Origin of the sequence: Kitasatospora sp. NPDC051164 (assembly GCF_044455625.1) — a bacterium.
Taxonomy (GTDB): domain Bacteria; phylum Actinomycetota; class Actinomycetes; order Streptomycetales; family Streptomycetaceae; genus Kitasatospora.
Genome location: NZ_JBITFB010000028.1, coordinates 90,839 through 112,933 on the forward strand (window position 1 = coordinate 90,839; position 22,095 = coordinate 112,933).

Consider the following 22,095-nt stretch of genomic DNA (forward strand, 5'->3'; position numbering starts at 1 on the left):
GTGGGTAGGACGGGGAGCGGCCGACGGGCCGGGCAAGCGGGCCGGGCGCAGCGGGACCGCACTGGCCCGGCTGTACGGGCCAGCCGCTCACCGGTCGCCGCCGGCCCGCACCCGGCCGAAGACGTCGGCGGCCGGAGCGGAGAAGCGGGCGGCAGGTCGGGGCCGCCCGGTTCAGGGATTCTGTCCGTCGCTGTCGTCCGACTGCTCATGCCCCCGGGAGCGGTGCCGCCGCAGGTGCCAGACCAGCAGGGCGATGGCGATGATCACGGCGATCGCGATGGCGGCGACCCGGCCGACGGTGCCCTCCACCCTGGTGTAGGCGGCTCCGGCGAAGTAGCCGAGGAGGGTGAAGCCGACGCCCCAGGCGAGCCCGCCGAGGGCGTTGTAGAACAGGAACCGGCGGTACGGCATGCGGGACATCCCGGCCAGCGAGGGCACCAGCGGGCGGAAGAAGGCGATGAAACGGCCGACGAAGACGGCGGCCGGCCCGCGCCGGCGGATCAGGTCCTTCGCCGTGCCGACCTGCTTGGCATGGCGTCGCAGCGGGCGGGTGCGAAGGATCGCCGGACCGAGGTGCCGGCCGATCTCATAGCCGGCGGAGTCGCCGAGGATCGCCGCGCAGACCACGACCAGGACCATCCAGCCCAGGGAGGCCCTGCCCTGGTGGGCGAGGAAGCCGCCGAGGACGGCAGCGGTCTCGCCGGGGATGAAGAAGCTGAAGAACAGGGCGTCCTCGGTGAAGACCATGCCGCCGACGACCGCGTACACGACCGGGCCGGACAGGCCGCGCAACCAGTCGATGATCGAGTGCATCGGCCACACCCCGTCGGCAATCGGGCCCCTTTCTGCCCCAATGTAACGCTTGTCCCCATGCCGGCCCCGTCAGGCGGGCAGCGGACGGCACGTTCCGGGACGGGCGGGCCGGCCGGCACGCTGGCCGCGCCGGACCTGGTCGACCCGGATCTCCTGCCGGCCCCGGGTGCCGGTGCGGCGTTCGCGGCGTCGGCCCGCGACTGGTCCGGCCGAACACCGTGCGCGCGGCCCGGCGCGGTGGCGTCCCGTCCCGCCCGGGTTGCCCCGCAGCCGGCCCCGTCGCAGGTCGGCGGGACGAGTTCGACGCCGGGAAGCGTGTGAGACGGGGACAGCCTGGTGGTGCTGCACATCCCGGCTCATTCATCAGCATCGTGCGCCGTCGAGGCGAATCCACCATCCCGATCACCGCACCAGCGGGCGACGCAGTCGCCGGCCTTGGGGGTCGGAGCGCCGCCGGGCCGCCGCGTTCGGCCCACTGCCGTCCCGGGTGGGGCCGGAGGTCGGGCGGGCCGAACTCGCCCAGGCACAGGACGACTTCGGGCCCGCCGTCTTCGGGTATGACCTCGCCGTCGGCCATCGCATCAGGGTGCTCGACACGGGCCTTCCTGGCGGCGCAGTCGGACGTGGCGGGCCTGGCGGACCGTCACTCCTGCGCGGTCCAGGTGCTCAAGGCGCGGTCGCGGACATCGGGCTGCGGATGCCGGCGCAGGGCGAGCAGGGCCGCCCGCCACGGCGCCGACCACTGCCGGCCGGGGCCGTACAGGGCCACCAGTCTGGCCGCGAACAGCCCGGCGGCCAGGCCGCCGTCCTCCGTCAACCGACGGACGGCCGCCGCCGTGTGCTCCCCCGGCGGTGTCCGGTGGTCGTCCGGACGCAGTTCCTCGGCCACCGTGCCGGCGAGGAGCGGGCGATCCGTCAACACGGCTGCCAGCTCGATGAGGTCGTCGCCGAGGGTCGCGGAGTCCAGGTCGATGGCGCGGCACAGCCGGGGGGCGGCCTGCGGGACCAGGGACGGCTCGGTCATCAGCAGGGCGGCCACGGCGCGGTCCCTCGCGCGGCCGCCGGCCGTCGCTTCCACGCGGTAGAAGTGCCGGCTGCTGAACTGCTCGATCCGCTGCCGGGCCGCCTCGTCCCGGCCCTCGTCGTCCGCCGGCCCGCCGGCGCGGACGGCCTCGATCAGGCGGCTCAGGGTCTGCTCCAGCAGGCTCCCCGGGGCGACGCCGCCGAACGGGTGCGGCGCGTCCGACCGGGCGATCGCGCCCACCGCCAGTGCGGCCGACCGCCACCGCTCCCGTTCGGCCAGGTCCGTGACCACGGGGACCATCGCGGCCACCGCCTCCGGGGCGTACCGCCCCCACACCGCGAGCTTCCCCGCGCCCATGGCCGAGACCAGTGTGTCCTCGGCGAGGGCCAGCCGGCCGACCAGTTCCGCGTAGCGGCGGCGGTCGTCCACCGGCAGTGCGTACGGGCGGAGGTCCCCGGCGAGCACCGTCCGCAGCTCGGAGGTGCCCTCGGCGATCTCCGTCAGCACGTCCCAGAGCGGGAGGTCGGCGGGCCGGGCCGCCACCTGCTCCACCACTACCCGCCGCACGTCCTGGTGCTGCTCCGGGGCCCGGTAGGCCGCTTCCAGCAGCGCGGTCGCCTCGGGCAGTGGCAGGTGGGCGGCGGCGAGCCGGACGGCCTGCTTGCGGCTGGTCACCTTGGTCGTCGGGTCGGTCACGATCCGGGTCAGGGCCGGGCCGAGCTCGTCCGCCGGGGTGAACCGGGCGGCGCGGCCGGCCGCGTACACCGCGACCCGGGCGCGCTCGTCGCCGGCGAACCCGAGCAGCACGGGCAGCGCCTCGGCGGGCCGGGCCGTCCACGGCAGCGCGGCGAGGGCGGCCTCGGAGAGCACCACGTCGGTCGAATCGACGTACCGGAGCAGCAGTTCCCGGCCGTGGCCGGGCAGGTGCGCGGCGGCCCGCAGGGCGGTGGTCCGCTGCTCGGGCGTCGCCGTGGTGTCGTCCACCGTCCGGGCCACCCATGCGGCGGCGGACCGTACCTGCCGGTCCGTCCAGCGGTCGGCGGCGGCGAGGTCGCGCGGCACCCGGGCGGGCCCGCCCGGCGTACTGCTCCCGGTGACGAGCAGGGGGGCGAGCAGCGGGGCAAGCAGATCGGTGCGGTCCCGGGTCAGCACCGTCCGCACGGCCGGGAGCGCGGCAGCGGCGGGCTCGGCCTCGATCAGGCGGACCACCCGTTGCCCGCGGGTGGCGCGGTCTGCGAGCAGGTGGGTCACCGCCCGTCCGTACTCCCGGTCATCGGCCGGCACGCGCTCCAACAGACCGACCACCGAGGGAAGCCGACGGGAGGCAGGGTGCAGTCCGTCGACGAACGCGAGCAGCAGTGAGGTCGACCGCTCCAGCGCCGGCCGCAGCTCGGCCGCCACCGCGGCCTGCCGCTCCCGTGGGAAGGCCGGCGCGGCCGGCGCTGGAGCGGTCGGCGAGGTCGGCACGACCGGCACGACCCTTTCGATCGTGCGGACGGCCCAGTCGACCAGGTCCCGGGCGGTGCCGCCGGCGTGCTCGGCCAGCACGGAGCAGGCCAGCCGGGTGAGTTGGGTCCGGGTGTACGGCGAGCAGTCGCGCGCGGTCAGCGCGTCCTCGGTGAGGCGCGCCAGGAGTGCGGCCGCGTCGGCCTCGAAGAGCTTCGGCGGTACGGCGGCGACCGCTGCCAGGGCTTCGGCCCGCACCGGGTCCTGTTCGTTGCGCAGGCGCTGGAGCAGGACCAGGGCTTCCCGGACCGCGCTCGCCGCACCGGACAGTCCGGCGTGCACCACCACCTGGCCCCAGGCGTAGCCCCGCTCCCAGGACTCCGCCGTCCTGGTCTCCGCCAGCAGCCGGGGCAGCGCCTCGGCGGCCGGGAGGTGGACGAGCAGGTCCAGCGCCTCGGGCTCCTCGGCCAGCCGGGCCCGGGCCCGGGCGATCCGTTCCGGCGCGGGCAGGGTGGCCAGCACCTCTCCGGAGTACCCACGGGGGTGGACCTTCGACACGGCCACCACCGCGTCGTGCAGGGCCGGCCGGGCGGCCGGCGGCAGTCGGCGCGACAGCGCCGCGTGGTCGGCGGCGCTGCGGTGGGCCAGTTCGGTGAGGAGCGGCAGCGGAGCCGCCACCAGCCGGCGGGCGAGCGCGGGACGCAGCACCGGATCGTGCCGGTGCCGACCGGCGGCCACCAGCAGCCGGGCGGTCCGCTCCGGGTCGTGAGCGGCCAGGGCCGCGAACCTGTCGCGCAACGGCGCGGGAAAGGTCGGCCGGTACTGGGCGGCGGGGTGACGCTCCAGCAGGTCCAGTGCCTTCCCGGGCAGCCGGCCGGCGGCGGCGCCCAGCCCGACGGCGTTCTGCCGCCAGAACCACGCCCGCTCCGCGCGGGGCAGTTCGGTGAGCCGACGGTCCGCCTCGTCCAGCACCGCTGCCGGGTGACGCTCGCCGAGCGACCGGGTGAAGGTGACGGCGTGGGCCGGATCGGACAGTTCGCGGGCCACGAACGCCGGTGAGCAGACCGGCAGCAGCCGCCCCGCCTCGGCGCATCCCCACCGCTGCCGGGCGACGGGCACCAGGTGCTCGGCCACCGCCGTCCGGCCGGCCTTCAGGACGGCGCGGATCAGCTCGTCCCGGACCGCGGTCGGGGCGGTGCGGATGGCCTGCTCCACCACCTCGTCCGGCATCGGGAGTTCACGCACCGCCCGGTGGGCGTAGCGGCGTACCACCGGATCGGGGTCGGTCAACCTTCCCGACAGGTACGGGAGTTGTTTACCGGCCAGGGCAGCGAGCGCGGCGACCCGCTGCTCGTACGGGCCACCGGTGGCCAACTCGTCGAGAAGGGCGGCAAGTCGGCCCCCTTCCGCGAGGCGGTGGGCGGCGCGGGCGATCTCGCGCAGGCGCAGGGCGTGGGGCAGGGACTCGACATCGGCCAGCAGCCGATCGGCGGTGATCTGAAGCATCGCCGCCGATTCTGGCGCCCGGGCATCCGCCCCGCACCCGATTTTCGTCGGGCCTTCCGTGGCCGCCGGTGGCCGTTGCCCGGCGGGCTCCCGGTGGCGCGGGGCCCGGGCCGGCTCACGCACCCAGGTGCAGGTAGGGGCCCTGGCCGCCGGGGAGCGCGGGTACCGGGCGGGCCCGGCGGGCATCATCGTCGGACTGGCCGAGCAGCTGCGCTGAGCAGGAGGAACGGTCCGAGAGCCCGCTCGGGACGCCGTGGCCGTTGGGTGGCCGGCCGGAGGTACCCGACCAGGTAGCTGCCGGCCACCGGCCCGGCCGATTCCTCCCTCCCGCGTTCCTGCGGCGCCACGTCGAGGAGCGGCTCGGCTTCCGGCCGGACGAGATGCCCGGCGACCACCTCCCGATGCTGGGCCACCCGCAGGGGCCGGCCGAGCGGCTGGAGGCGTTCCGGGCCGGTTGGAGGCGCGATGCGCCGCGTGGGAAGTCGGCGGGCCCGACTTCCCACGCAGGAGCAGGGGGTCCAGGGGTGGGACAGGCGCCCTGGACGAGGACCTGCCCTCCGCCGACCGCCTGATGCGGGTCCGGCATCGACGTCGTGAAGCGGCGTGTCAGCCCGGCGGCGTGATGTTCCGTCCCGTGGCTCAGGCGAAGCGGGAGCTGCGCACCGGGCCGGCGGAGCGGCAGCGGTCGCGCGGACCGGTCAGCCAGTGCGGGGCGACCGCACGGGCGAGGACGGCCAGTGCCTCGTCCGGGTCGGCCGGGGTCTCACCGTCGCCGGGGTCAGGGGTCGGGTCGGCGGAGCGGATGTCGGCTGCCAGTTCCTCGGCGGTCCGCTCGTCCGGCTCGCCGCCGAGCGGCTCCCAGGGCGCGAGGATCGTCTGGCCGAGCAGGCCGCAGACGTCGGCAGCGACGCCGGGCGGCTCGGTCCAGCAGGTCGCGTGCTCGTACAGCACCTCGCCCGGTGCGCGCTCGTTCAGGCGGGAGACCAGGTCGGCGTCCGCCTCGCTCAGGTCGTAGGCCACCACCACGGTGTTCGCCGTGCCCGGCCGGTAGGGCTGGGCGGGCAGACCGAGCAGGCCCGCGGCGGCCAGGCCGAGCGCGCGGTCCGCGCGGCCCGGCAGCAGGGAGACCGAGTGCGGGCGCGTCCCGGTCGTCTCCAGGATCAACCGCAGCCGTTCCAGGCCTTCGCGGCACAGCGCGTAGCTGTCCTGTAGGAGGGCGTAGCGGCCGGTCATGCCCGCGTCCCACCCGTACGGGGACAGGGTGGCGAGCAGGCCGCCGGTGAGGGTGAAGTGCCAGGCGCGCAGGGCCTGGTGGTGGAGCGGGTCGGGGCCGTCGGGCTGCGCGGCGGCGACAGCCGCGGCGCGGTCGAGGGAGCGACGCAGCCGGTCGGCGGCGGGCTGCCACCGGCCGGCCTCGGCCGGCAGGCGGTCGAAGGCGGTGCGGGCCGCGACGGCGTCGCCGGCCATCAGGGTGTTGTAGGCGAGCAGGTAGCGCTCGGGCCAGTCGCGGAGCAGCGCGTCGTGGTCGCGCAGCAGGGCGACGGCCTCGGCGTGGTGCTCCTCGTCCTCGAGGGCGGTGGCGAGTTCGGCGATGATCGGAAGTCGCTGGTCGGCGCGGCTGCGGACCTTGGCGAGCAGGCCGCGCCGCGGGGCTTCGGCGGCGCGCAGGGCCTCGGTGAGGGCGGGGACGGCGAGGAAGGAGGCGCCACGCCCGACGCAGGCGTAGCCGTACCGGTAGAGCGCGTCGGGGTGGGTGGGTTTGGCGGCCAGGGCGCGGGCGGCATCGACGAGGTCGTCGAAGCCGCCGTCGGCGGCCAGCCGCTCGACCAGCGGGGCCACCTGCGCGGCCGGCAGGTCACGTGCGACCGAGCGCAGTTCGCGCATGGCGGCGCCCGGGTCGCCGGACTCCATGAGGCTCCAGGCGGTGTCCAGCGAGGTCGTCGTCACAGGGTTTCCTCCGGGGGGTCGTTGTCGTCGGGGAACGAAGGCGGCAGCGGCGTGGGCCGCGGGTGTGCGGGCGGCGGGGATCACGGCACCGGTGCGCCGACGGCGGGTGTGCGCTCGCGCGCGGTCGCGGTGGTGGCCGTGGCGGTGGATCGTGGCGGAGCGGAACCGAGGGGGCGGCCCGACCGTGGCGGCGGAGCCGGGTGCGGGCGTCCGGTGAGGGGTGGCACGGGGCCGGCCGCCGTTCGTCGGCGGCGGGTGGGGCTCACCTGCTCGGGCGGGGGCCGCCCTTCCTGCCGAGGTCACGCATGGGGAGGATCATGTCCGAACGCCGCTGCCCGCCGCAAGCCGATTGTCCGTCCGGCAGCCGCCGAACCGGTGCGTCGATGCCGATCCGGCCAGGACGCTCCGTGTGGGTGTGACCGCCGGCGAGGGGGGACCGGCAGCGGCGGCCGCAGGTGCAGACGGACGGCGGCGGCGGAAATCGGGTGGCGGCGCGGCGATGAGTTTTCGGGCGCCGACCGGTCTACATCTTGACCGGGACGGCCCGGAACGACCGACTCATCGGAGTACAGACATGGGACTCATCCACATCGAGCTGTTCGCGACCCTCGACCTCGTCGGGCAGGCGCCCGGCGGCCCCGACGAGGACCCGGTGGGGTTCCCGTACGGCGGCTGGCAGGCGCCCCTGATCGATCAGGTCACCGGGGCACAGATCCTCGCCGCGTACGAGGACACGGACGCCCTCCTGCTCGGCAGGCGCACGTACGACATCTTCGCCGCCTACTGGCCGCACCAGAAGGGCGGGCCGGACAACGCGATCGCCGAGCTCTTCAACCGTGTCCCCAAGTACGTGGCCTCCCGGGGCACGCCCGAGCTCCCGTGGGCCGGGTCCACGCAGCTCGGCCCGGACCTGCCCGCCGCGGTACGCGAGCTCCGCGACCGGCACGAACACGTGAAGGTCGTCGGGAGCCTGGACCTCGTCCAGACCCTCCTGCGCGACAAGCTCTTCGACCAACTCGACCTCTGGGTGCACCCGGTCGTGCTCGGCGTCGGGAAGAAGGTGTTCGACGGCGGCGCGGTGCCCACGAACGTCACGCTCCTCGAACCGCCGGTGGCCGGTCCGCAGGGCACGGTGTTCCTACGCTACGGGCTCGCCGACGGCACACCCGCCACGGGCGACATGAGCGCGCCCGACCACGGTCTCGGGCACGACGAATCCCGGTGATCCGATGACCACCGTCCATGCCAACGGGATCGCCTTGGGCATCGAGTCGTTCGGTGACGGCGACGCGCCACTCGTCCTGCTCGCGGGCGGGCCGACGATGCTCTCCTGGCCCGACGCGCTCTGCGAGCGCCTCGCCGCCGGCGGCCGCCGTGTGGTGCGCTACGACCTGCGCGACAGCGGGGAGTCGACGACGACGGATCCGCGGGCACCCGCCTACACCCTGCGCGACCTCGCCACCGACGCCGCGGCCCTCGCCGCGGCGCTCGGCGGGGCGCCCGCGCACCTCGTGGGGATCGGCGTCAGCGGGATGGTCGCCCAGGTGGCCGTGCTCGACCACGCGGGCGCGTTCTCCGCGCTCACCCTGGTCGGCACCCGCGCGGTCGCCCCCGGCCCGCCCGACGACGACCTCCCCGACCACGACCAGGCGACGATGAGCCGCCTGTTCACCCGCCCGATGCCCGACTGGAACGACCGCGAGGCGGTTGCGGAGTTCGCCGCCGCCGGCGCACGGATCCTCGGCGACGACCCCGCCACCGCGCGCACAACCGCCGCGCGCATCTGGGACCGCACGCCCGGCACCGCACCCCCGGTCCGGATGGCCAACCAGATGGGCCTGGTGTTCTCCAGGCTCGACTGCGAACCCCGCTGGCGCGAACGCCTGCCGGGATCGGGATCCCCACGCTCGTCGTCCACGGCCGCCGCAACCGGTTCTTCCCCGTCGGCAACGGCGAGGCGATCGCGCGCGAGATCCCCGGGGCACGGCTGCTCGTCCTCGAGGAGGCCGCCACCGCGATCCCCGATGCGGCGGTCGGCGAGGTCACCGAGGCGATGCTCACGCTTGGATAAGGGACGCAGGGTGCCGCGCGGGTCCGGCCTTCGGGCCGGTGGCGCACAGCACGAGTGGCCGCAGGGCGGCGCCCTGCTCGGCGGCGTCGACTCGCAGGGCGCGCTGAAGGCCGAGGCCGCCGCGAGGACGAACGACCGCCAGGAGCAGCGCGACCTGCGTGCGTCGAACACGTGGTACCAGGAGTTGGCGGAGGAGGGCGGCGGGCGGCGGCTCCGGCAGCGGCGGGAGCGTCGACGGCTGGCGCGAAGCACCACGTGTCGCCCTCGTGTGGCAGCCCGCTGCCCCGGGCAGGGGTATCAGGCCCGCTCGTAGTGCGCGAGGTACCCGGCGAGTTCGTCGTCCATGCTCTCCTCTCCGTACCCGTGCAGCGCGCACCACAGGCGGTTCTCCACCCAGAACCGGTACGCGAACTCCTCGAACGAGGAAGCGCACCGGGCGATGGCCCCGAACCAGTCCACCGGCACGCCCGGTTCGTCCCGGCCGGGCGCTTCCGCGAGGTCCAGCGGGGAGGCCACCACGAAGGCCTCCCCGCTGGGGCGGAGGTAGAGGTACCAGTGCACGCAGTCCTGCTGGTCGCGCAGGAAGCGGACCAGGAAGGCTCCTGGCTCCACCGGGCTCGGTATCGGCGAGGAGACGTCCGTCCAGCAGGCCGTGGCCGACACCGCGTCCAGGGCCCGGTGGCTGTCGGCGCCGGTCTGGAAAGCCGTGAAGTCGGCGGGCAGCACCATCCCGGCGCCCGCCAGCTTGGCGGCAACGGCGTCGAGGTGCCCGGCGATCTCCGGGACCACCGGGCCCGTGCCGCCGAGCCACCCGAACCCGCCGTCGAAGCGGGCCGGGTCCAGCGGCGGCAGCGCCTCGGGGTCGTACCACTCGTACGTACCGCCGCACGGGCGGTGCGGACCGAGGTCGGTGGCGCACCAGAGTGCCTGGAAGGCGGGGCGGTGGGTCGGTTCGGTGGCGGCGGTCACGGTGCTCCTCGGTACGGGCTGCTGCGTCACCACCCATCCTGCCGACCGGGACTGACAGTCCGCCGCGTCCGACCGCACTCGCCCGGTCCTGCGGGTCCCGAGAACAGCGGCGCGGCATCGGCCACCGCCGTCGAAGCCCTGGGCGGCCGACCGTCGACGCCCTGCCGGCCGAGCACCGGTGGACCGGGTACCGGAGGTGACCCTGGTCGGCGACGCCGACCACCTCGCGGCCCCGGACGGCTACGGCGCCGACCCGGCCGTGATCGAACTCACCACCGGGCAGGGTGGGTTGAGCTGGACGCGGTTCCGGCGGCGCTGAGGGGTCTCAGCGGAACGCGGCCACGTTGCGGGCGGCCCAGTGCGCGAAGGGGCGCGGGGCACGGCCGAGGACTCGTTGGACGTCCGGGCTGACGCGCAGCTCGGCCGGGTTCGGGGAGCCGAGGATGTCCAGGGTGTCGTCGGCTAGCTCCGCCGGCATGCTGCGGGTCATGGCGGCCTTGGCCTCGTCGCGGGTGAGCTCGTGGAACCTCACCGGCGAGCCCAGCACGGCGGCGATGGCCTCCGTCTGCCGACGCGGGGTGATCATCTCCGGGCCGGTCAGCTCGTACACGGCACCGGTGTGCCGGTCGTCCAGCAGGCAGGCCGCCGCGACGGCGGCGATGTCCGCCGGGTCGATGATCGGCACGCCGACGTCGCCGAAGGGCGCGGCGACGACCTGGTGCGCGCGCACGGATTCGGCCCACCACAGGGCATTGGAGGCGAAGCCGCCCGGCCGCAGGACGGCCCACTCCAGGCCGGACTGCCGCAGCGTGTCCTCCAGTGCGCGCATCGCGATCCGTGTCGGGCCGAAGGGCCTGGTCGCCACGCCCTGTGTGGACAGCAGGACGACCCGGCGGACGCCGCCGGCCGCAGCCTCGCCGATGATGCCGGCGGGGTCGGCTCCGGCGGCGTGCAGGTCACCGGACAGCAGCAGGAACAGCGCCTCCGCCCCGGCCAGCGCGGGCTTGAGGCCGGCCGGCTCGGCCAGGTCGGCTGCCACGTGGCGGACGCCGTTGGGCACCGCTGCCGCGCGCCGTGACACTGCCGTCACCGGCCGGCCCGCCTCGGCCAGGGCCTGCGTCAACGGCCGGCCGATGTTTCCGGTAGCCCCGGTCACCACGATCATGATCAGCTCCTTGTCGGATGTCTTCCGTGGCCTGCACGCTAGGAGCCCGGGCTTACTCCTGGTAAGGACATACCTTGACGTAAGCTCATGACATGGCAGAAGGTGTGCAGCCCGGACAGGTCGAGGCGGGGAAGCGGTATGACGTGTTTCACACCGACTGCCTCGCGCGGGATGTGGTCGACCACGTCACCAGCAGGTGGGGCGTCTGGGTGCTGATCTCCTTGCGGAGCAACGACCTTCGGTTCTTCGAGCTGCGCGAGAGCATCCAGGGCATCAGCGAGAAGATGCTCGCCCAAACCCTGCGCGCGCTGGTCCAGGACGGCCTGGTCTGGCGGAAGGTCGAGCCGACGACGCCGCCTCAGGTCACCTACGGGCTGACCGAGTTCGGACGGGACGTCGGCGAGCCGCTGACGGAGCTGTTCGACCGGATCACCCGGCGGCTGTCGCCACGCGGCGCGGGATAGCGCGGTGGTCGCCGGATAGCGCGGCGGTCGCCGGTGCACCTTCGCGGCACGGCACGTCGTGGCCCCGGGCGGTCAGGACGTCGACGGCCTGCCACCGGCGCTCCGAGGGCGGGGCCGGCACCCGCGGCGGCCCGCTCGACGTACCGGGCCGGTGCTTCGGCCACCGGACCGCGCCGGGCGTTTGTCAGGCCTTCGCCCGGGCGATCGCCCGGACGGCGATCTCGCGCATCCGGTCGAAGGCCGTCTGCGGGTCGTCGTAGGAGAGCCAGGGGCCGGCCACCTCGTGACCCATCACCCGGAACAGCTCCAGTGCCGGCGCCACCCGGGCGTTCATGACCAGTGACCAGGCGGCCCAGCCCCGGGCGCCCTGGAGCTGCGGATGCGCCGGATCGGCCTGCGCCAGGTCGGCGAGCAGGGCGTCCACGGCGGCGGTGAACTCCGGCGTCCGGTAGGCGGCCGCCGGTGCCTTGTCACGGGTGTTCTGTTCGAACAGCGCCTGCACCCTCAGGTTGGTCAGCAGGCCGCCGGCCGGCGCGTCCGCGAGCGCGGCGTCGACGAAGGCGTGCATCAGCTCGTGGCTGCCGTGCCACTTGGCGCACCAGTACTGCAGCGCGCCCTCGTGCGCCCGCAGGTGGTGCGGATCACGGGCCACCACCGCGGCCCAGAGCTCACGGAAGTCTCGTCGCCCTGCAGCACCAGTTGCTCGCGCGGCACCAGCCCCTGCCGCAGCTCGGTCTCCCTGCGGCTGCGGCGTTCCCGGGAGACCCGCGAGACGATGACCTTGCCCGCGACGACCACGAGCACGGCGATGAGCACGAAAACCATGAACTGCTTTCCTAGCGGGAGGGGTTGGGCCGCCTGCCCCGATCCGAGCGGTCCTCGGCGGGCACCGGGCGCGGACGAGGGCACCGCGCGGGCGCGCCGTGCCCCAGCCCCCCGACCTCGCACCTGCGTGCGCGGCGAGGGGGATCGTATCGGCACGCCGCGTCGCCGCCGCGTCCAGGGCCGGGGTCCCACGGCGGCCGGGTGACGGTCACAGGGAGTGGCCCGCTCGGCCCCGTCCCCGCGCCCCGAACCGTCCGCCGCCACCACTGTGGGGTACCGGCTCGCCGGCGCCGCTCGCGGTTGGGTGGCCGCCTGTGGGACGACCGATTGTGCGCGCCGCGGCTGTCCGGCGGCTGTTCTGATGGCGGTCGCCACGCATGACGCAATCCGCGGAGATGCGCCGCCGGCGCGGGATGACGCCGGCGGAACTCGCCGAGCTGACCGGGATCGACGAGAGCACCCTCTCCCGGCTGGAGACCCATGAGGGGTTCGAGTGGGTCTACGTGCTCTCCGGCCGCCTGCGCCTGCTGCTGGGTGACGGGAGCGTGGTCCTCACGGCGGGCGAGGCCGCCGAGTTCGACACCCGCGTACCGCACCGGCTCGGCCCGGACGGCGACCGGAGCGTCGAACTCCTCGTCCTCTTCGGGCACCATGACCCGCACCGCCTGGCCCCACCTGCTGTCGTCAGGCGGCGGGCCTGACGGTCGGGGCCAGCGTGGTGTCGAGCCAGTCGAAGGTGACCTGCTGGAAGCGGGACATCGCCCCCATGTGGCAGTGCTCGCCCGCGCCTTCGGCCTCGGGGAGGGTGACCAGCGTGTGGGGGCAGGTCAGTGCGGCCCGGACGCGCTGGGGCTGGCCGTGGAAGAACTGGTCGTCCTCGGCGTCCAGGATGAGGGTCGGGCAGTCGATGAGGTGGGCGACGCCGTCGAGGGTGTAGTCGGCGGTGCGGCGGATGTAGTCCGCGACGGAGTCGGCGCCGAACGCCCACACGCCGTTGCGCAGGGCCCAGCGGAGCTGGGTGCTGCCCTGCATGAGCAGGCTCGCGACGGGGTCGGCGAGGTCGTCGCGGCCGGCCTCGATCCATTCCCGCAGGAACGGGGGCATGAGCCGGGTGTGGGCGTCGTGGTAGTCGTAGAGCCCGTCGTCCAGGACCAGGGCGGCCAGGCGGTGTTCGTGGGCGGCGGCGCGGGCGGTGAGGTAGCCGCCGAGGCTGTAGCCCAGCAGCGCGAGCCGGTCGGGGGCGATCTCGGGCCGGGTGAGCGCGTGGTCGACCACCGGGGTGACCACGGCCTCCCAGTCCGGACGGAAGACGAGCCCTTGCTCGCGCAGCGCCGCGCCCTGGCCGGGCCCGTCGTAGGCCAGCACGTTGTAGCCGCGGCGCAGCGCGGCGGCGCCGATGACGAAGTAGGCCTCTTCCAGGGTGGAGTCGAAGCCGCTGGTGAAGATGACGGTCGGGCGGGGGGCGCCGGAGTCGTCGACGAGGAAGAGGTAGCCGGGCAGGGTGGTGTCCTCGTAGGGGATGCGGACGGCCTCGACGGGAGTGTCCATCAGCGCCGCGGCGGTCGCGAAGGTCTCGCGGGACAGTGCGGAGAGGGTCTTGACCTCGGGGTCGTGGGCGGGGTCGTCGCGGCGGTAGAACTCGGCGGTGCGGTAGTAGTTCGACGCGCGCAGCAGGGCTTCGCGGGCGCTGACCTTGTGGCCGGCCGTCAGGGCGCGGGTGCCGATGGCGTGGACGCGCCGGGCGGTGTTCGTCCACTCGCGCAGCCAGGCCTCCTCGTCGCCCTCGGCGACGTTGCGCAGGGTGGTCAGGACCTCGCCCAGGTCGGCGCCGCCGTCGTTGGCGAAGCCGGCCGCACGCAGGGCCTCGAAGGAGAACGACTCGTCCTCGTACAGGAATCGCATGGTGCACCCCAGACCGCTTATCGAGACGGAACGGTTCCGTCTCGGCTTCGGGATCGACGATAGGCCGCACCGAGTCGAGACGCAACCGTTCCGTCTCGTGTAGATTCGGGACATGTCCAGCTCTCCCGCACCACAGCCGCCCTCCGCGACGCCTGCCCCTACCCCTGCCCCTGCCCCTGCCCCCGGGCGCCGACTCCCCGGCGGACCCGTACTCCAGGACTCGGTGACCGAGGCGATCGCCGCCGCCTTCTTCGAGGAACTGGCGTCGGCCGGCTACGCGCGGCTGTCCCTGGAGGCCGTCGCCAAGCGCGCCGGCGCGGGCAAGGCCGCCATCTACCGCCGCTGGACGTCCAAGCTGGACATGACCGTCGACCTGGTCTCCGCCGTCGCCGTCGACGCCTCCGGGACCACCGACACCGGAACCCTGCGCGGCGACGTCCTCGCCTTCCTCACGGACGTCGCCGACGCGCTGAACCAACGACTTCCCGCGAGGATCATCCCCGACCTGATCGCCGAGGGCGGACGCAGCCCCGAGCTGGCCGAGGCGCTCTTCACCACCGTCCGCGACACCCGCCGCACCAAGGCCACGCGGATCCTGGAACGGGCGATCGAGCGCGGCGAACTCCCCGCCGACGTGGACCGCGAACTCGCACTCGACCTCCTCGCCGGCCCGCTCTACTGGCGCCTCGCCGTCACCCACACCCCGACCGCCCCCGACTACCTCGACCGCCTCACCGACAAGCTCATCGCCGCCTTCTCCGCCTGACGGCCTGACGGGCGGCGGACGGGCGCGGACGGGCGGGCGGTCGGTCGGCCGCGGGACACCCGGACAAGTGACCGGCAGGCCGACCGTCCGAAATGCGGTGAAGCGACAGGCTCAGGCGACTCTCACAACATCCGACAGGGGTATGTCGATCCTGGTCACATCGCCGAGGATGTCCACCGTCAACTGAACGCGGCCCCGGGCGTGGTCGACGGCCAACACGGGACCCGTGAAGTCCGCAAACGGGCCCCCGGTAACCCGCACGTCATCACCTTCCTGAACATCCGACTCGTGCGGCATTCCACTCCCTCGCACCGTTGTTACCGCCGGCCACCGCCGGCGGGAGTGAACCTACCCTGGGACTTGCTCGATACCGAAGGGCCCCAGCCGAGCTGCGTGATCAGCCGACCGCACGCACCGGGCTCCCTGGCCAGTGGAGTTCCGACGGGTTCCCCGGGCGGCGGCGCGACGACGAGGCGTTGCAGGGGTGGGCCGTAGCCGGGCGGCGGCGAGCCCGAGGGCATGCGCAGTACGGGTGTCTCACGTGCCGGGTTCACTCCGAGTTGCTCCGAGCCGTCACCGAGCCGTCACCTCCGATCCTCGAAGCTGACATACGTATACACACCCAGCAGTCAAATGACGGCCGTAACTCTGGTCGTGCTCACGGCCGCCGTGCTGCACGCCGTGTGGAACGGGCTGGCGCACCGGATCCCGGACAAGATGGTCGGCTTCGCGCTGATCAACCTGACCTACACCGCCTGCGCCCTGGTGCTGGTCGCGGTCAACCCGCTGCCGGCCGCCGCGGCCTGGCCGTACCTGCTGGCCTCCACGGTAGTCCAGACGATCTCGACGGTCCTGCTGCTGCGGGCGTACCAGCTGGGCGACTTCGGGCAGATGTACCCGATCGCCCGCGGCTCGGCGCCGCTGCTGGTCGCGCTGCTGTCGGTGACGGTGCTCGGCCAGCACCTGGGGGCGGGCGAGCTGGTGGGTGTGGTGGTGATCTCCTGCGGGCTGATCGGGCTGGCCGTCGCCCAGGGCATACCCGGGCGGGCGCAGCTGCCCGCTCTCGCGGCCGCCGCCGGTACCGGGACGATGATCGCCGGCTACACGGTGCTGGACGGCAGCGGCGTTCGGCACGCCGACACCGTCGGCGGTTACGTGGCCTGGCTGTTCCTGCTCCAGGGGCCGACGCTCGTCGCGGTCGTCTGGGCCCGGCGCGGCCGCACCCTGTTCACCGGGGTGCGCAAGGTGCTGCCGGTCGGGATCCTCGGCGGGGTGCTCTCGCTGACGGCGTACGGTCTGGTGGTCTGGGCGCAGTCCCGGGGCAACCTGGCGGCGGTGGCGGCGCTTCGCGAGACCAGCATCGTGATCGCCGCGCTGATCGCCACCGTGGTGTTCCGCGAGCGCCTCGGACGGCTGCGGCTGACGGCCGCGCTCACCGTCCTCGGCGGGATCGCCGTCCTGGAGCTCACCCGGGCGTGAGCTTTCGCCCGCGGACAACGGCCCGTCAGGCGGTGCGTTCCAGCCGTACCAGGGCGGGCACCGCGGCGATGCTCAGGAGCAGCAGGAACAGCCAGGGCAGGACGGCGGCCCGGGTGAGCAGCAAGGTGAGCAGTCCCGGGGCGACGGCCTGGCCGACGTTCCAGGAGAGTTGGTAGAGGGCGAGGTAGCGGCCGCGCCGGTGCGGGTCGGCGAGGGAGACGCTGAGGTCCTCGCGGAAGGGGGTGGCGACGGTCTCGGCGAGGTTGTAGACGGCCATGGCGGTGAACAGCCCGCCGAGGACGGCCCAGCCGGGGGCGGCGGCGACGAGGGCGAACAGGGCGAAGGCGACTGCGTTGAGCAGGCCGCCGGCGGCGACGACCCGGGTGGGACGGAAGCGTTCGAGCCGGCGGGCGACGGCGCTCTGGGTGAGCACCACCTGGACGCCGTTGAGGACGAGCAGGGCGCCGGCCGTCCAGGCGTCGCGGTGCAGGCCCTCGGTGAGGTAGACGGCGAGCAGCATGCTCAGGATCATCGAGGCGAAGACGAAGGTCAGGTTGATCGCGATCAGCAGCAGGTAGCGCCGGTCGCGCAGCACCGCCCGGTAGCCGCCGGGGCCGTCGGGGGTGACGGGGCCGCCGGCTGGTGCCTCGGTCCGGGTCCGCGCCGCGTCAGCCGTCCCCGCGGGCCGCCAGGTGCCCAGCAGGGCCGCGGCGAGGGCGTAGCTGACCGCGTTGAGGGCGACGAGCAGCCGCAGCGCCCCGGTGCCACCGCCGGCCGCCAGGACGGCGGCGAGCGCCCCGCCGAGGCCGAGCCCGGCGTTGCGCAGGGTCTGCACGAGGGCGAACCAGCGCGGCCGCTCCCCCTCGTCGGCGGCGAGGACGACCAGCCCGGTGCTGCTGGTCCAGTAGGCGGCCTGGCCGATCTGGGCGAGCAGGCAGACCAGCACGATCTGCCAGGCCTGGTGGGCGAGCAGGAAGCCGCCGTAGGCGAGCGCGGAGAGCGAGTTGCCGGCGGTGGCGACGGGCCGGGCGCCGTAGCGGTCGAGCAGCGGGCCGACGGCGACGGCGGTGGGCAGGGCGAGCAAGCGAGCGGCGGAGACGGCGGCGCCGACGGCGGCGACGGACAGGCCGGTGGTGTCGGCGAAGTAGACGAGGGTGAAGGCGAGGATCAGCCCGGTGCCGAGGCTGTCGACGACGTGGGCGCCGATCAGGCGGGCGTGTCCGGTGGTGGCGGGGAGGCCGAGGCGGTCACGCAGCAGGGGCGGGGTGGCGGTGGTCATGGTCCGAGGCTGCCTGGGATGATCATCGCCGCCCATTGATTCCATCAGGATCGAATGCTCACCGGAGGTGCCCGTGTTGACCTGGGAGTTCTCGGCACAGGACCTGGCCCGGACGCGCTTCGCCCGGTCCCCGCTGAGCGAGGTCACGACGAGCGTCGAGGTGCTCAAGGATCCGGGCCGGCAGGCCGCGCACCTGCCCTGGGTGCGGCAGGCGCGGAAGCGGCTGGAGGGGGTGGGCTGGGAGTTGCTGTCGGCGCTGGTCCGGCTGCCGACGGTGTACGTGGTGGACTTCCTGACGCCGGTCCCGGAGGGCCCGGACCTGACGATCGGGCAGCAGACGGCCGCGCTGGCCGCCACCGATCCGGCCGTGGTGCGCCGGGACATCGCCCGGATCCAGGGCGAACTCCACCCGCTGGTGGCTGGGTTGGCGCACGATCCGGAGGCCGGACTGGCCCGGCTCGCGGCCGAGGTGAGGGCGTACTGGGAGGCCGCGATCGCCCCGCACTGGCCGCGGATGCTGCGGCTGACCGAGGGCGAGATCCTGCGGCGTGCCCGGCAGATGTCGGCGGCCGGGCCGGCGGAGCTCTTCGCCGACCTGCACCCGTTGGTGTCCTGGGAGCGCGACACCCTGCGGATCGGCCACTCCCGGGTCGAGGTGCACCGCCGTCTGGACGGCGAACGCGGCCTGATCCTGGTGCCGACGGTCTTCGCCTGGCCGGGGGTGTTCTCGCAGCAGAACCCGCCGTGGCAGCCGGGCCTGGTCTATCCGCCGCGCGGGGTGGCCACGCTGTGGGAGGCGGCGGCCACGCCGGTGCCGGAGGGCCTGGCCCGGGTGCTCGGCCGCACCCGCGCCCTGCTGCTGGCCGAGCTGGACTCCCCCGCCTCCACCAGCGAACTCGCCGCCCGCACCGACCTGTCCGCCCCGAACGTGTCCCACCATCTGAGCGCCCTGCACGACGCGGGCCTCCTCGCCCGCCACCGCACCGGCCGCACGGTCCTGTACCTGCGCACCGAGGCGGCGGAGCTCCTGCTGGGGCCGTGACCGGCTGCACGAACGGCCTGTCGCCTTGGACCCGTTGGACGCCTTGGACCCCTTGGCCCCGTTGGACCCCGCCCCCCCTGCCGGGGTCGGCCTCGCCCTGACGGAGCGTCAATTCGGAGCGGAAGCCGGAACGAGGGCCGCACCGTGCCGCCGACAACGAGGGTTGTTCACAAGAGCACAGGGTCAGACGGGCGGCATCAGATCGCTCTCGCTGATGGTGTACGTCAGCGGGGGATAAACGAAGTCCGTTTCGGTGTTCTCACGGCGCCGTAGTCGGTAGAATTCGCGCCTCTGCTCCTCGTCGGCCGACATGAGGTGCGCACCCTGCGGGAGGTATGCGTGTCCGTCGCGAAACCGAACGAAGGTCTTTGACGTTCGAAAGGTTACACCCAGCCACTGGTTGTCCGCCGCATGGGCGGGCGCGTCCAATACGACTTTATGCCTGAGCCGCCGATTCAAGTCGACAGAAAACGCGACGACACTGTGGTGGGCGAGGGGGATCTCGAACTTCTCGCCATCGGACCCCTTCGATTCGAAGACCAGCTTCCTCGGCGGGCCCGCTTCGGGACGCCGGTAACAGGAGAAGACGGCGATAAACGACTCGTCGGCCAGATCGAGGGCCTGGTCGGAATGGCTGCCCATGGTCGTGTAGGCGTTCGTGTAGCTCTCGATGAGAGCGTTGTTGAAGCCGGCCGAGAGTGCCGCGCGTTCCCGGATCCGTTGCGCCAGCCGCTCGTGCACTGCCAGAAAACGCTGCGTCGGACTGCCGTACCGAGTGGTCGTCCGTACGAGAGGCACACCACCCGCCTCGTCGATCTTGGTGAGTACGGCGCCCCGCCGGCCTTTTCCTACGTCTTCCAGTCGAGCCGACGCCGACAGTTCCGCAAAGAGATTGTCCTCGGTCGGCAAAGCGTACGAGAGGATCTCGTCCGAGATCCTAGACCTGGGGGGCAACATAGTCTCCCGTGTTCATACTGAAGAGGAATTCGTCGCCGTAGTCGATGAAGGACGAGGTCCTGTTCTCCTCGGCGTACAGCCTGCGCAGCTCGTCCATTCCCGCCGGTGTGGGTGGGCCCAGCTGCACCAGATCCCCGGCCACTTTGAGGAACGTGTGGCCGTTCTTGTGAACGGCTTCGGCGCTCGAACAGCGCACCACGTACCCCAGGCGGGTCGGGAGCAGCTCGGCGTCCAACGCCGAGGGCCGGATTTCATGCGTGTACAGGCGATTGGTGGACAGCGGCATGAAGAACACGGAGCCGGGATAGAGGGTCAGGGTGAACTGTGGGGGGAGCGCGACCCCGTCGCGGCCTTCGGTCGGCTCCTTGAGGCGGAAGTGGAGTTTGGTCAGCCCGCTGGCGCCCTTCACACCGTGGTCGAAGACGTCTTCGGCCAGGGGCTGCAGCTTGTCGAGCCCGTCATAGAAGGTGCAGAAGGCCATGATGCCGTTGTCGGGCATGTCCTTGGTCTTGTCGGCATGCGCCGAGATCTTGGCCTTGGACTGCTTGCGCTCGGCCGTGGCAAGGGTGTTGTGGTAGATCTGAGCGAGGACGTGATTCAGCGGCGCCTGCCCCCGGAAGACGGCGGCGGCCTCGCGGTTCAGAGCCTCGACGATGTGCGCGTCGGTCGGGCGAAAGCCCTCGGTCGGCCCCGAGAGATTCGTGGAGCACCGGAGCAGGCGGAAATGCAGTTCGTCGCCGTTCCGTGTGACGGGCGTCAGATAGATTCCGCTGCGATGGGCCGTTCCGGGCTTCGTGGACTCCGTCAGGGACTGGAACGCGTGCTCCGCACGGATCCGTCCGAAGTGATCGGCGCCGAGTCCGAAAAAGCGGCGGTAGTACACGCCGACGCCGTGTACGCGGACGGGGACCCGGCCGAGGTCGACGAAGGTCCAAGGTTCGTCGAGGCCCTCGCGGTAACCGTGCGACAGCTCCCGGATGACGAACACCCGGGCAGCCGCACGCAGTCGGCGGCCGCTGATCCCGGATATGTCGCCACACAGGTAGACGGTCTTCTGCGCGAGGTCGGGCGAACCGGAAGCAAGGTCCTCCGGCGTGATTGTGGACCCGAAGAATTCCCCGACCACGTCATGGTCCTGCAACGCCGAAGGCGCAACCAGGATGTTGCTCGCATCCTCGATGCGGGCTTCTGCCGGCCCTGCCGTGTACATCAAACCGTACCTGCCATTCGCAGATCTTGGTGGATTGCTCAAAATCGTGGACATGGCAACGGCCCGCACTCTTTCATTTGCGCGGCAAGGCGTAACGAAAGGAGACGGACCATTGAACCTTGATGCTCTCACGGGGGCTCGACAGCGGGCAACGGGTTCTGCCACCCACCCACCCAGCCGGCCGGCCGGCCGGCAGCCCAACGATGCGATGCGGTGCGGTCAGTCGACGGTGACGGTCATCTTGCCGAGGGCCTGACCGCTCTCCATCACGCGGTGGGCCTCGACGATCTCCTCGAAGCGGAAGGTCCGGGTCGGGCGGCCGCGCAGGGCACCCGCCTCGACCTTGGCGTAGATGGCGTCGAACGGGATGTCGGAGAGCGGGAATTCGGGGCTGCCGAGGACGAAGGCGCTGCCGAAGAAGCTGAGCCGGACGCCGCTGGGAAGGTCGGCGATGGGGTCGAAGTCGGCTACCGGTGCGAAGCCGCCGAGGAAGCCGACCTGGCAGACCCGACCGCGGGGTCGGACGCTGGCGAGCGAGTCGCGCAGGACGCTGTTGCCGACGACGTCGAGGACGGCGTCCACGAGGATGCCGCGGTCCCGGACCCGGGTGCTCAGGCGGCCGTCGTCGATGAGTACGTCTTCGGCTCCGAGGTCCCTGAGCAGGGGGGCGTGGGCGGGGTTGCGGGTGGTGGCGAGGACGCGGGCGCCCTGGTCGACGGCGAGGTCCACGGCGGCCTGGCCGAGCGAGGAGGTGGCGCCGCGGACCAGGACCGTCTCGTCGGGGCGCAGTTCCAGGGTGCCGAACAGGGCGCTCCAGGCGGTCGCGTAGACCTCGGGGACGGCTGCCAGGTCGGCCCAGCCGAGGGTGGAGCGGACCGGTACCACGTTGGTCGCGGGTACGGTGACGAGCTCCGCGTAGCTGCCGTTGCGGGTGCGGCCCATGCCGCCGAGGATCGCCACGACCGTGGTGCCGGTGGGGAGTTCGCCGGAAGGGTCGGATTCGACGGTTCCGGCGCACTCGATCCCGGTGACGGGCGCGACCTCACCCCAGGCGCCCGCGCGCATGTACGCCTCGGCGTGGTTGAGGCCGATGGCCTTGACGCGGATCAGCACCTCGCCGGCGGCGGGCACGGGGTCGGGCAGTTCGGTGACGGTGAGGACCTCGGGGCCGCCGTAGGCGGAGATGGTGATGGCCTTCATGATCGCTTCCTGTTCTTGAATGGTAATTCA

General features: G+C 73.3%; 20 protein-coding genes and 2 pseudogenes. 9 read left to right on the forward strand and 13 right to left on the reverse strand.

Annotated elements, in window-relative coordinates:
* Positions 1 to 171: 171 nt before the first annotated feature.
* The 4 genes and pseudogenes from ACIBEC_RS34735 to ACIBEC_RS34750 form a co-directional block, all read right to left on the reverse strand.
* Positions 172 to 813 (reverse strand): DedA family protein, encoded by a 642-nt coding sequence (locus ACIBEC_RS34735; RefSeq protein WP_360506590.1) that lies wholly within the window; start codon positions 811 to 813, stop codon positions 172 to 174.
* A 457-nt stretch (positions 814 to 1,270) separates the two neighbouring features.
* Positions 1,271 to 1,426: pseudogene (locus ACIBEC_RS34740) on the reverse strand (IS630 family transposase); the annotation flags it as partial.
* A gap of 30 nt (positions 1,427 to 1,456) precedes the next feature.
* Positions 1,457 to 4,789: a hypothetical protein gene (locus tag ACIBEC_RS34745; RefSeq protein ID WP_360506587.1), complete on the reverse strand. Its 3,333-nt coding sequence runs from the start codon at positions 4,787 to 4,789 to the stop codon at positions 1,457 to 1,459.
* A gap of 639 nt (positions 4,790 to 5,428) precedes the next feature.
* A complete protein-coding gene (locus ACIBEC_RS34750; protein WP_360506584.1) occupies positions 5,429 to 6,736 on the reverse strand; it encodes a hypothetical protein in 1,308 nt (435 codons plus the stop codon).
* A gap of 574 nt (positions 6,737 to 7,310) precedes the next feature.
* Here ACIBEC_RS34750 and ACIBEC_RS34755 point away from each other — a divergent pair.
* The 3 genes and pseudogenes from ACIBEC_RS34755 (at position 7,311) to ACIBEC_RS34765 (ending at position 9,120) form a co-directional block, all read left to right on the forward strand.
* Positions 7,311 to 7,961 (forward strand): dihydrofolate reductase family protein, encoded by a 651-nt coding sequence (locus ACIBEC_RS34755; protein WP_396289727.1) that lies wholly within the window; start codon positions 7,311 to 7,313, stop codon positions 7,959 to 7,961.
* Between the two features lie 4 nt (positions 7,962 to 7,965).
* Positions 7,966 to 8,807, forward strand: a pseudogene (locus ACIBEC_RS34760) (alpha/beta fold hydrolase).
* 10 nt (positions 8,808 to 8,817) lie between these two features.
* Positions 8,818 to 9,120 (forward strand): hypothetical protein, encoded by a 303-nt coding sequence (locus ACIBEC_RS34765; protein ID WP_360508941.1) that lies wholly within the window; start codon positions 8,818 to 8,820, stop codon positions 9,118 to 9,120.
* On the opposite strand, the gene ACIBEC_RS34770 is transcribed toward ACIBEC_RS34765, so the two are convergent.
* On the reverse strand, positions 9,105 to 9,806 hold the full coding sequence (locus tag ACIBEC_RS34770) for a hypothetical protein (RefSeq protein ID WP_360508943.1): 702 nt from the start codon (positions 9,804 to 9,806) through the stop codon (positions 9,105 to 9,107). The genes ACIBEC_RS34765 and ACIBEC_RS34770 overlap by 16 nt on opposite strands.
* 148 nt (positions 9,807 to 9,954) lie before the next feature.
* Here ACIBEC_RS34770 and ACIBEC_RS34775 point away from each other — a divergent pair, with 148 nt between their 5' ends.
* Positions 9,955 to 10,095, forward strand: a complete 141-nt coding sequence (locus tag ACIBEC_RS34775; RefSeq protein WP_360508945.1) for a hypothetical protein — start codon at positions 9,955 to 9,957, stop codon at positions 10,093 to 10,095.
* Positions 10,096 to 10,101: 6 nt separating this feature from the next.
* Here ACIBEC_RS34775 and ACIBEC_RS34780 read toward each other — a convergent pair whose 3' ends face one another.
* A complete protein-coding gene (locus ACIBEC_RS34780) occupies positions 10,102 to 10,941 on the reverse strand; it encodes an NAD(P)H-binding protein (RefSeq protein ID WP_360508947.1) in 840 nt (279 codons plus the stop codon).
* 92 nt (positions 10,942 to 11,033) lie between these two features.
* Here ACIBEC_RS34780 and ACIBEC_RS34785 point away from each other — a divergent pair, with 92 nt between their 5' ends.
* Positions 11,034 to 11,405 carry a helix-turn-helix domain-containing protein gene (locus ACIBEC_RS34785; RefSeq protein WP_360508949.1) on the forward strand — a complete coding sequence of 124 codons (372 nt, stop codon included), beginning with the start codon at positions 11,034 to 11,036 and terminating at the stop codon, positions 11,403 to 11,405.
* Positions 11,406 to 11,589: 184 nt separating this feature from the next.
* Here the strand turns inward: ACIBEC_RS34785 and ACIBEC_RS34790 are convergent, their stop codons facing one another.
* Complete coding sequence (locus tag ACIBEC_RS34790) at positions 11,590 to 12,060, reverse strand: hypothetical protein (protein WP_360508951.1); 471 nt, start codon at positions 12,058 to 12,060, stop codon at positions 11,590 to 11,592.
* A 547-nt stretch (positions 12,061 to 12,607) separates the two neighbouring features.
* On the opposite strand from ACIBEC_RS34790, the gene ACIBEC_RS34795 reads away from it, so the two are divergent.
* Complete coding sequence (locus ACIBEC_RS34795) at positions 12,608 to 12,931, forward strand: cupin domain-containing protein (protein WP_360508953.1); 324 nt, start codon at positions 12,608 to 12,610, stop codon at positions 12,929 to 12,931.
* On the opposite strand, the gene ACIBEC_RS34800 is transcribed toward ACIBEC_RS34795, so the two are convergent.
* Positions 12,915 to 14,132, reverse strand: coding sequence for an alpha/beta fold hydrolase (locus ACIBEC_RS34800; protein ID WP_360508955.1), 1,218 nt, complete (start codon positions 14,130 to 14,132; stop codon positions 12,915 to 12,917). The two genes, ACIBEC_RS34795 and ACIBEC_RS34800, sit on opposite strands and share 17 nt — an antisense overlap.
* 223 nt (positions 14,133 to 14,355) lie before the next feature.
* Here ACIBEC_RS34800 and ACIBEC_RS34805 point away from each other — a divergent pair, with 223 nt between their 5' ends.
* Positions 14,356 to 14,898, forward strand: a complete 543-nt coding sequence (locus ACIBEC_RS34805) for a TetR-like C-terminal domain-containing protein (RefSeq protein WP_360508957.1) — start codon at positions 14,356 to 14,358, stop codon at positions 14,896 to 14,898.
* Between the two features lie 111 nt (positions 14,899 to 15,009).
* Here the strand turns inward: ACIBEC_RS34805 and ACIBEC_RS34810 are convergent, their stop codons facing one another.
* A complete protein-coding gene (locus ACIBEC_RS34810) occupies positions 15,010 to 15,195 on the reverse strand; it encodes a KOW motif-containing protein (RefSeq protein ID WP_360508959.1) in 186 nt (61 codons plus the stop codon).
* Between the two features lie 336 nt (positions 15,196 to 15,531).
* Between ACIBEC_RS34810 and ACIBEC_RS34815 the strand changes: the two genes are divergently transcribed.
* The gene (locus ACIBEC_RS34815) at positions 15,532 to 16,377 is read left to right on the forward strand and encodes a DMT family transporter (protein WP_360508961.1); all 846 of its coding nucleotides are present in this window, start codon (positions 15,532 to 15,534) and stop codon (positions 16,375 to 16,377) included.
* Between the two features lie 25 nt (positions 16,378 to 16,402).
* Here ACIBEC_RS34815 and ACIBEC_RS34820 read toward each other — a convergent pair whose 3' ends face one another.
* Positions 16,403 to 17,656, reverse strand: a complete 1,254-nt coding sequence (locus ACIBEC_RS34820) for an MFS transporter (protein WP_360508963.1) — start codon at positions 17,654 to 17,656, stop codon at positions 16,403 to 16,405.
* Between the two features lie 73 nt (positions 17,657 to 17,729).
* On the opposite strand from ACIBEC_RS34820, the gene ACIBEC_RS34825 reads away from it, so the two are divergent.
* Positions 17,730 to 18,698 carry a DUF5937 family protein gene (locus ACIBEC_RS34825; RefSeq protein WP_360508998.1) on the forward strand — a complete coding sequence of 323 codons (969 nt, stop codon included), beginning with the start codon at positions 17,730 to 17,732 and terminating at the stop codon, positions 18,696 to 18,698.
* A 183-nt stretch (positions 18,699 to 18,881) separates the two neighbouring features.
* Here ACIBEC_RS34825 and ACIBEC_RS34830 read toward each other — a convergent pair whose 3' ends face one another.
* The 3 genes from ACIBEC_RS34830 to ACIBEC_RS34840 all read right to left on the reverse strand — a co-directional run bounded on the left by ACIBEC_RS34830 (position 18,882) and on the right by ACIBEC_RS34840 (position 22,065).
* The gene (locus ACIBEC_RS34830) at positions 18,882 to 19,652 is read right to left on the reverse strand and encodes an alpha-ketoglutarate-dependent dioxygenase AlkB (protein WP_360509000.1); all 771 of its coding nucleotides are present in this window, start codon (positions 19,650 to 19,652) and stop codon (positions 18,882 to 18,884) included.
* Complete coding sequence (locus ACIBEC_RS34835) at positions 19,636 to 20,865, reverse strand: hypothetical protein (RefSeq protein WP_360508965.1); 1,230 nt, start codon at positions 20,863 to 20,865, stop codon at positions 19,636 to 19,638. Before ACIBEC_RS34835 ends, ACIBEC_RS34830 begins: the two co-directional genes overlap by 17 nt.
* Positions 20,866 to 21,084: 219 nt before the next feature.
* Entirely contained in the window at positions 21,085 to 22,065 is a 981-nt protein-coding gene (locus ACIBEC_RS34840) for a zinc-binding dehydrogenase (RefSeq protein ID WP_360508967.1), read from the reverse strand.
* Positions 22,066 to 22,095 lie beyond the last annotated feature (30 nt).

Excerpts from the sequence above, each read along its gene's own strand:
- ACIBEC_RS34745 (WP_360506587.1), bottom strand. The coding sequence starts at position 4,789 with ATGCTTCAGATCACCGCCGATCGGCTGCTGGCCGATGTCGAGTCCCTG.
- ACIBEC_RS34735 (WP_360506590.1), bottom strand. The coding sequence starts at position 813 with ATGCACTCGATCATCGACTGGTTGCGCGGCCTGTCCGGCCCGGTCGTG.
- ACIBEC_RS34810 (WP_360508959.1), bottom strand. The coding sequence starts at position 15,195 with ATGCCGCACGAGTCGGATGTTCAGGAAGGTGATGACGTGCGGGTTACC.
- ACIBEC_RS34815 (WP_360508961.1), top strand. The coding sequence starts at position 15,532 with ATGACGGCCGTAACTCTGGTCGTGCTCACGGCCGCCGTGCTGCACGCC.
- ACIBEC_RS34785 (WP_360508949.1), top strand. The coding sequence starts at position 11,034 with ATGGCAGAAGGTGTGCAGCCCGGACAGGTCGAGGCGGGGAAGCGGTAT.
- ACIBEC_RS34780 (WP_360508947.1), bottom strand. The coding sequence starts at position 10,941 with ATGATCGTGGTGACCGGGGCTACCGGAAACATCGGCCGGCCGTTGACG.
- ACIBEC_RS34795 (WP_360508953.1), top strand. The coding sequence starts at position 12,608 with ATGACGCAATCCGCGGAGATGCGCCGCCGGCGCGGGATGACGCCGGCG.
- ACIBEC_RS34755 (WP_396289727.1), top strand. The coding sequence starts at position 7,311 with ATGGGACTCATCCACATCGAGCTGTTCGCGACCCTCGACCTCGTCGGG.
- ACIBEC_RS34835 (WP_360508965.1), bottom strand. The coding sequence starts at position 20,865 with ATGTACACGGCAGGGCCGGCAGAAGCCCGCATCGAGGATGCGAGCAAC.
- ACIBEC_RS34820 (WP_360508963.1), bottom strand. The coding sequence starts at position 17,656 with ATGACCACCGCCACCCCGCCCCTGCTGCGTGACCGCCTCGGCCTCCCC.
- ACIBEC_RS34800 (WP_360508955.1), bottom strand. The coding sequence starts at position 14,132 with ATGCGATTCCTGTACGAGGACGAGTCGTTCTCCTTCGAGGCCCTGCGT.
- ACIBEC_RS34840 (WP_360508967.1), bottom strand. The coding sequence starts at position 22,065 with ATGAAGGCCATCACCATCTCCGCCTACGGCGGCCCCGAGGTCCTCACC.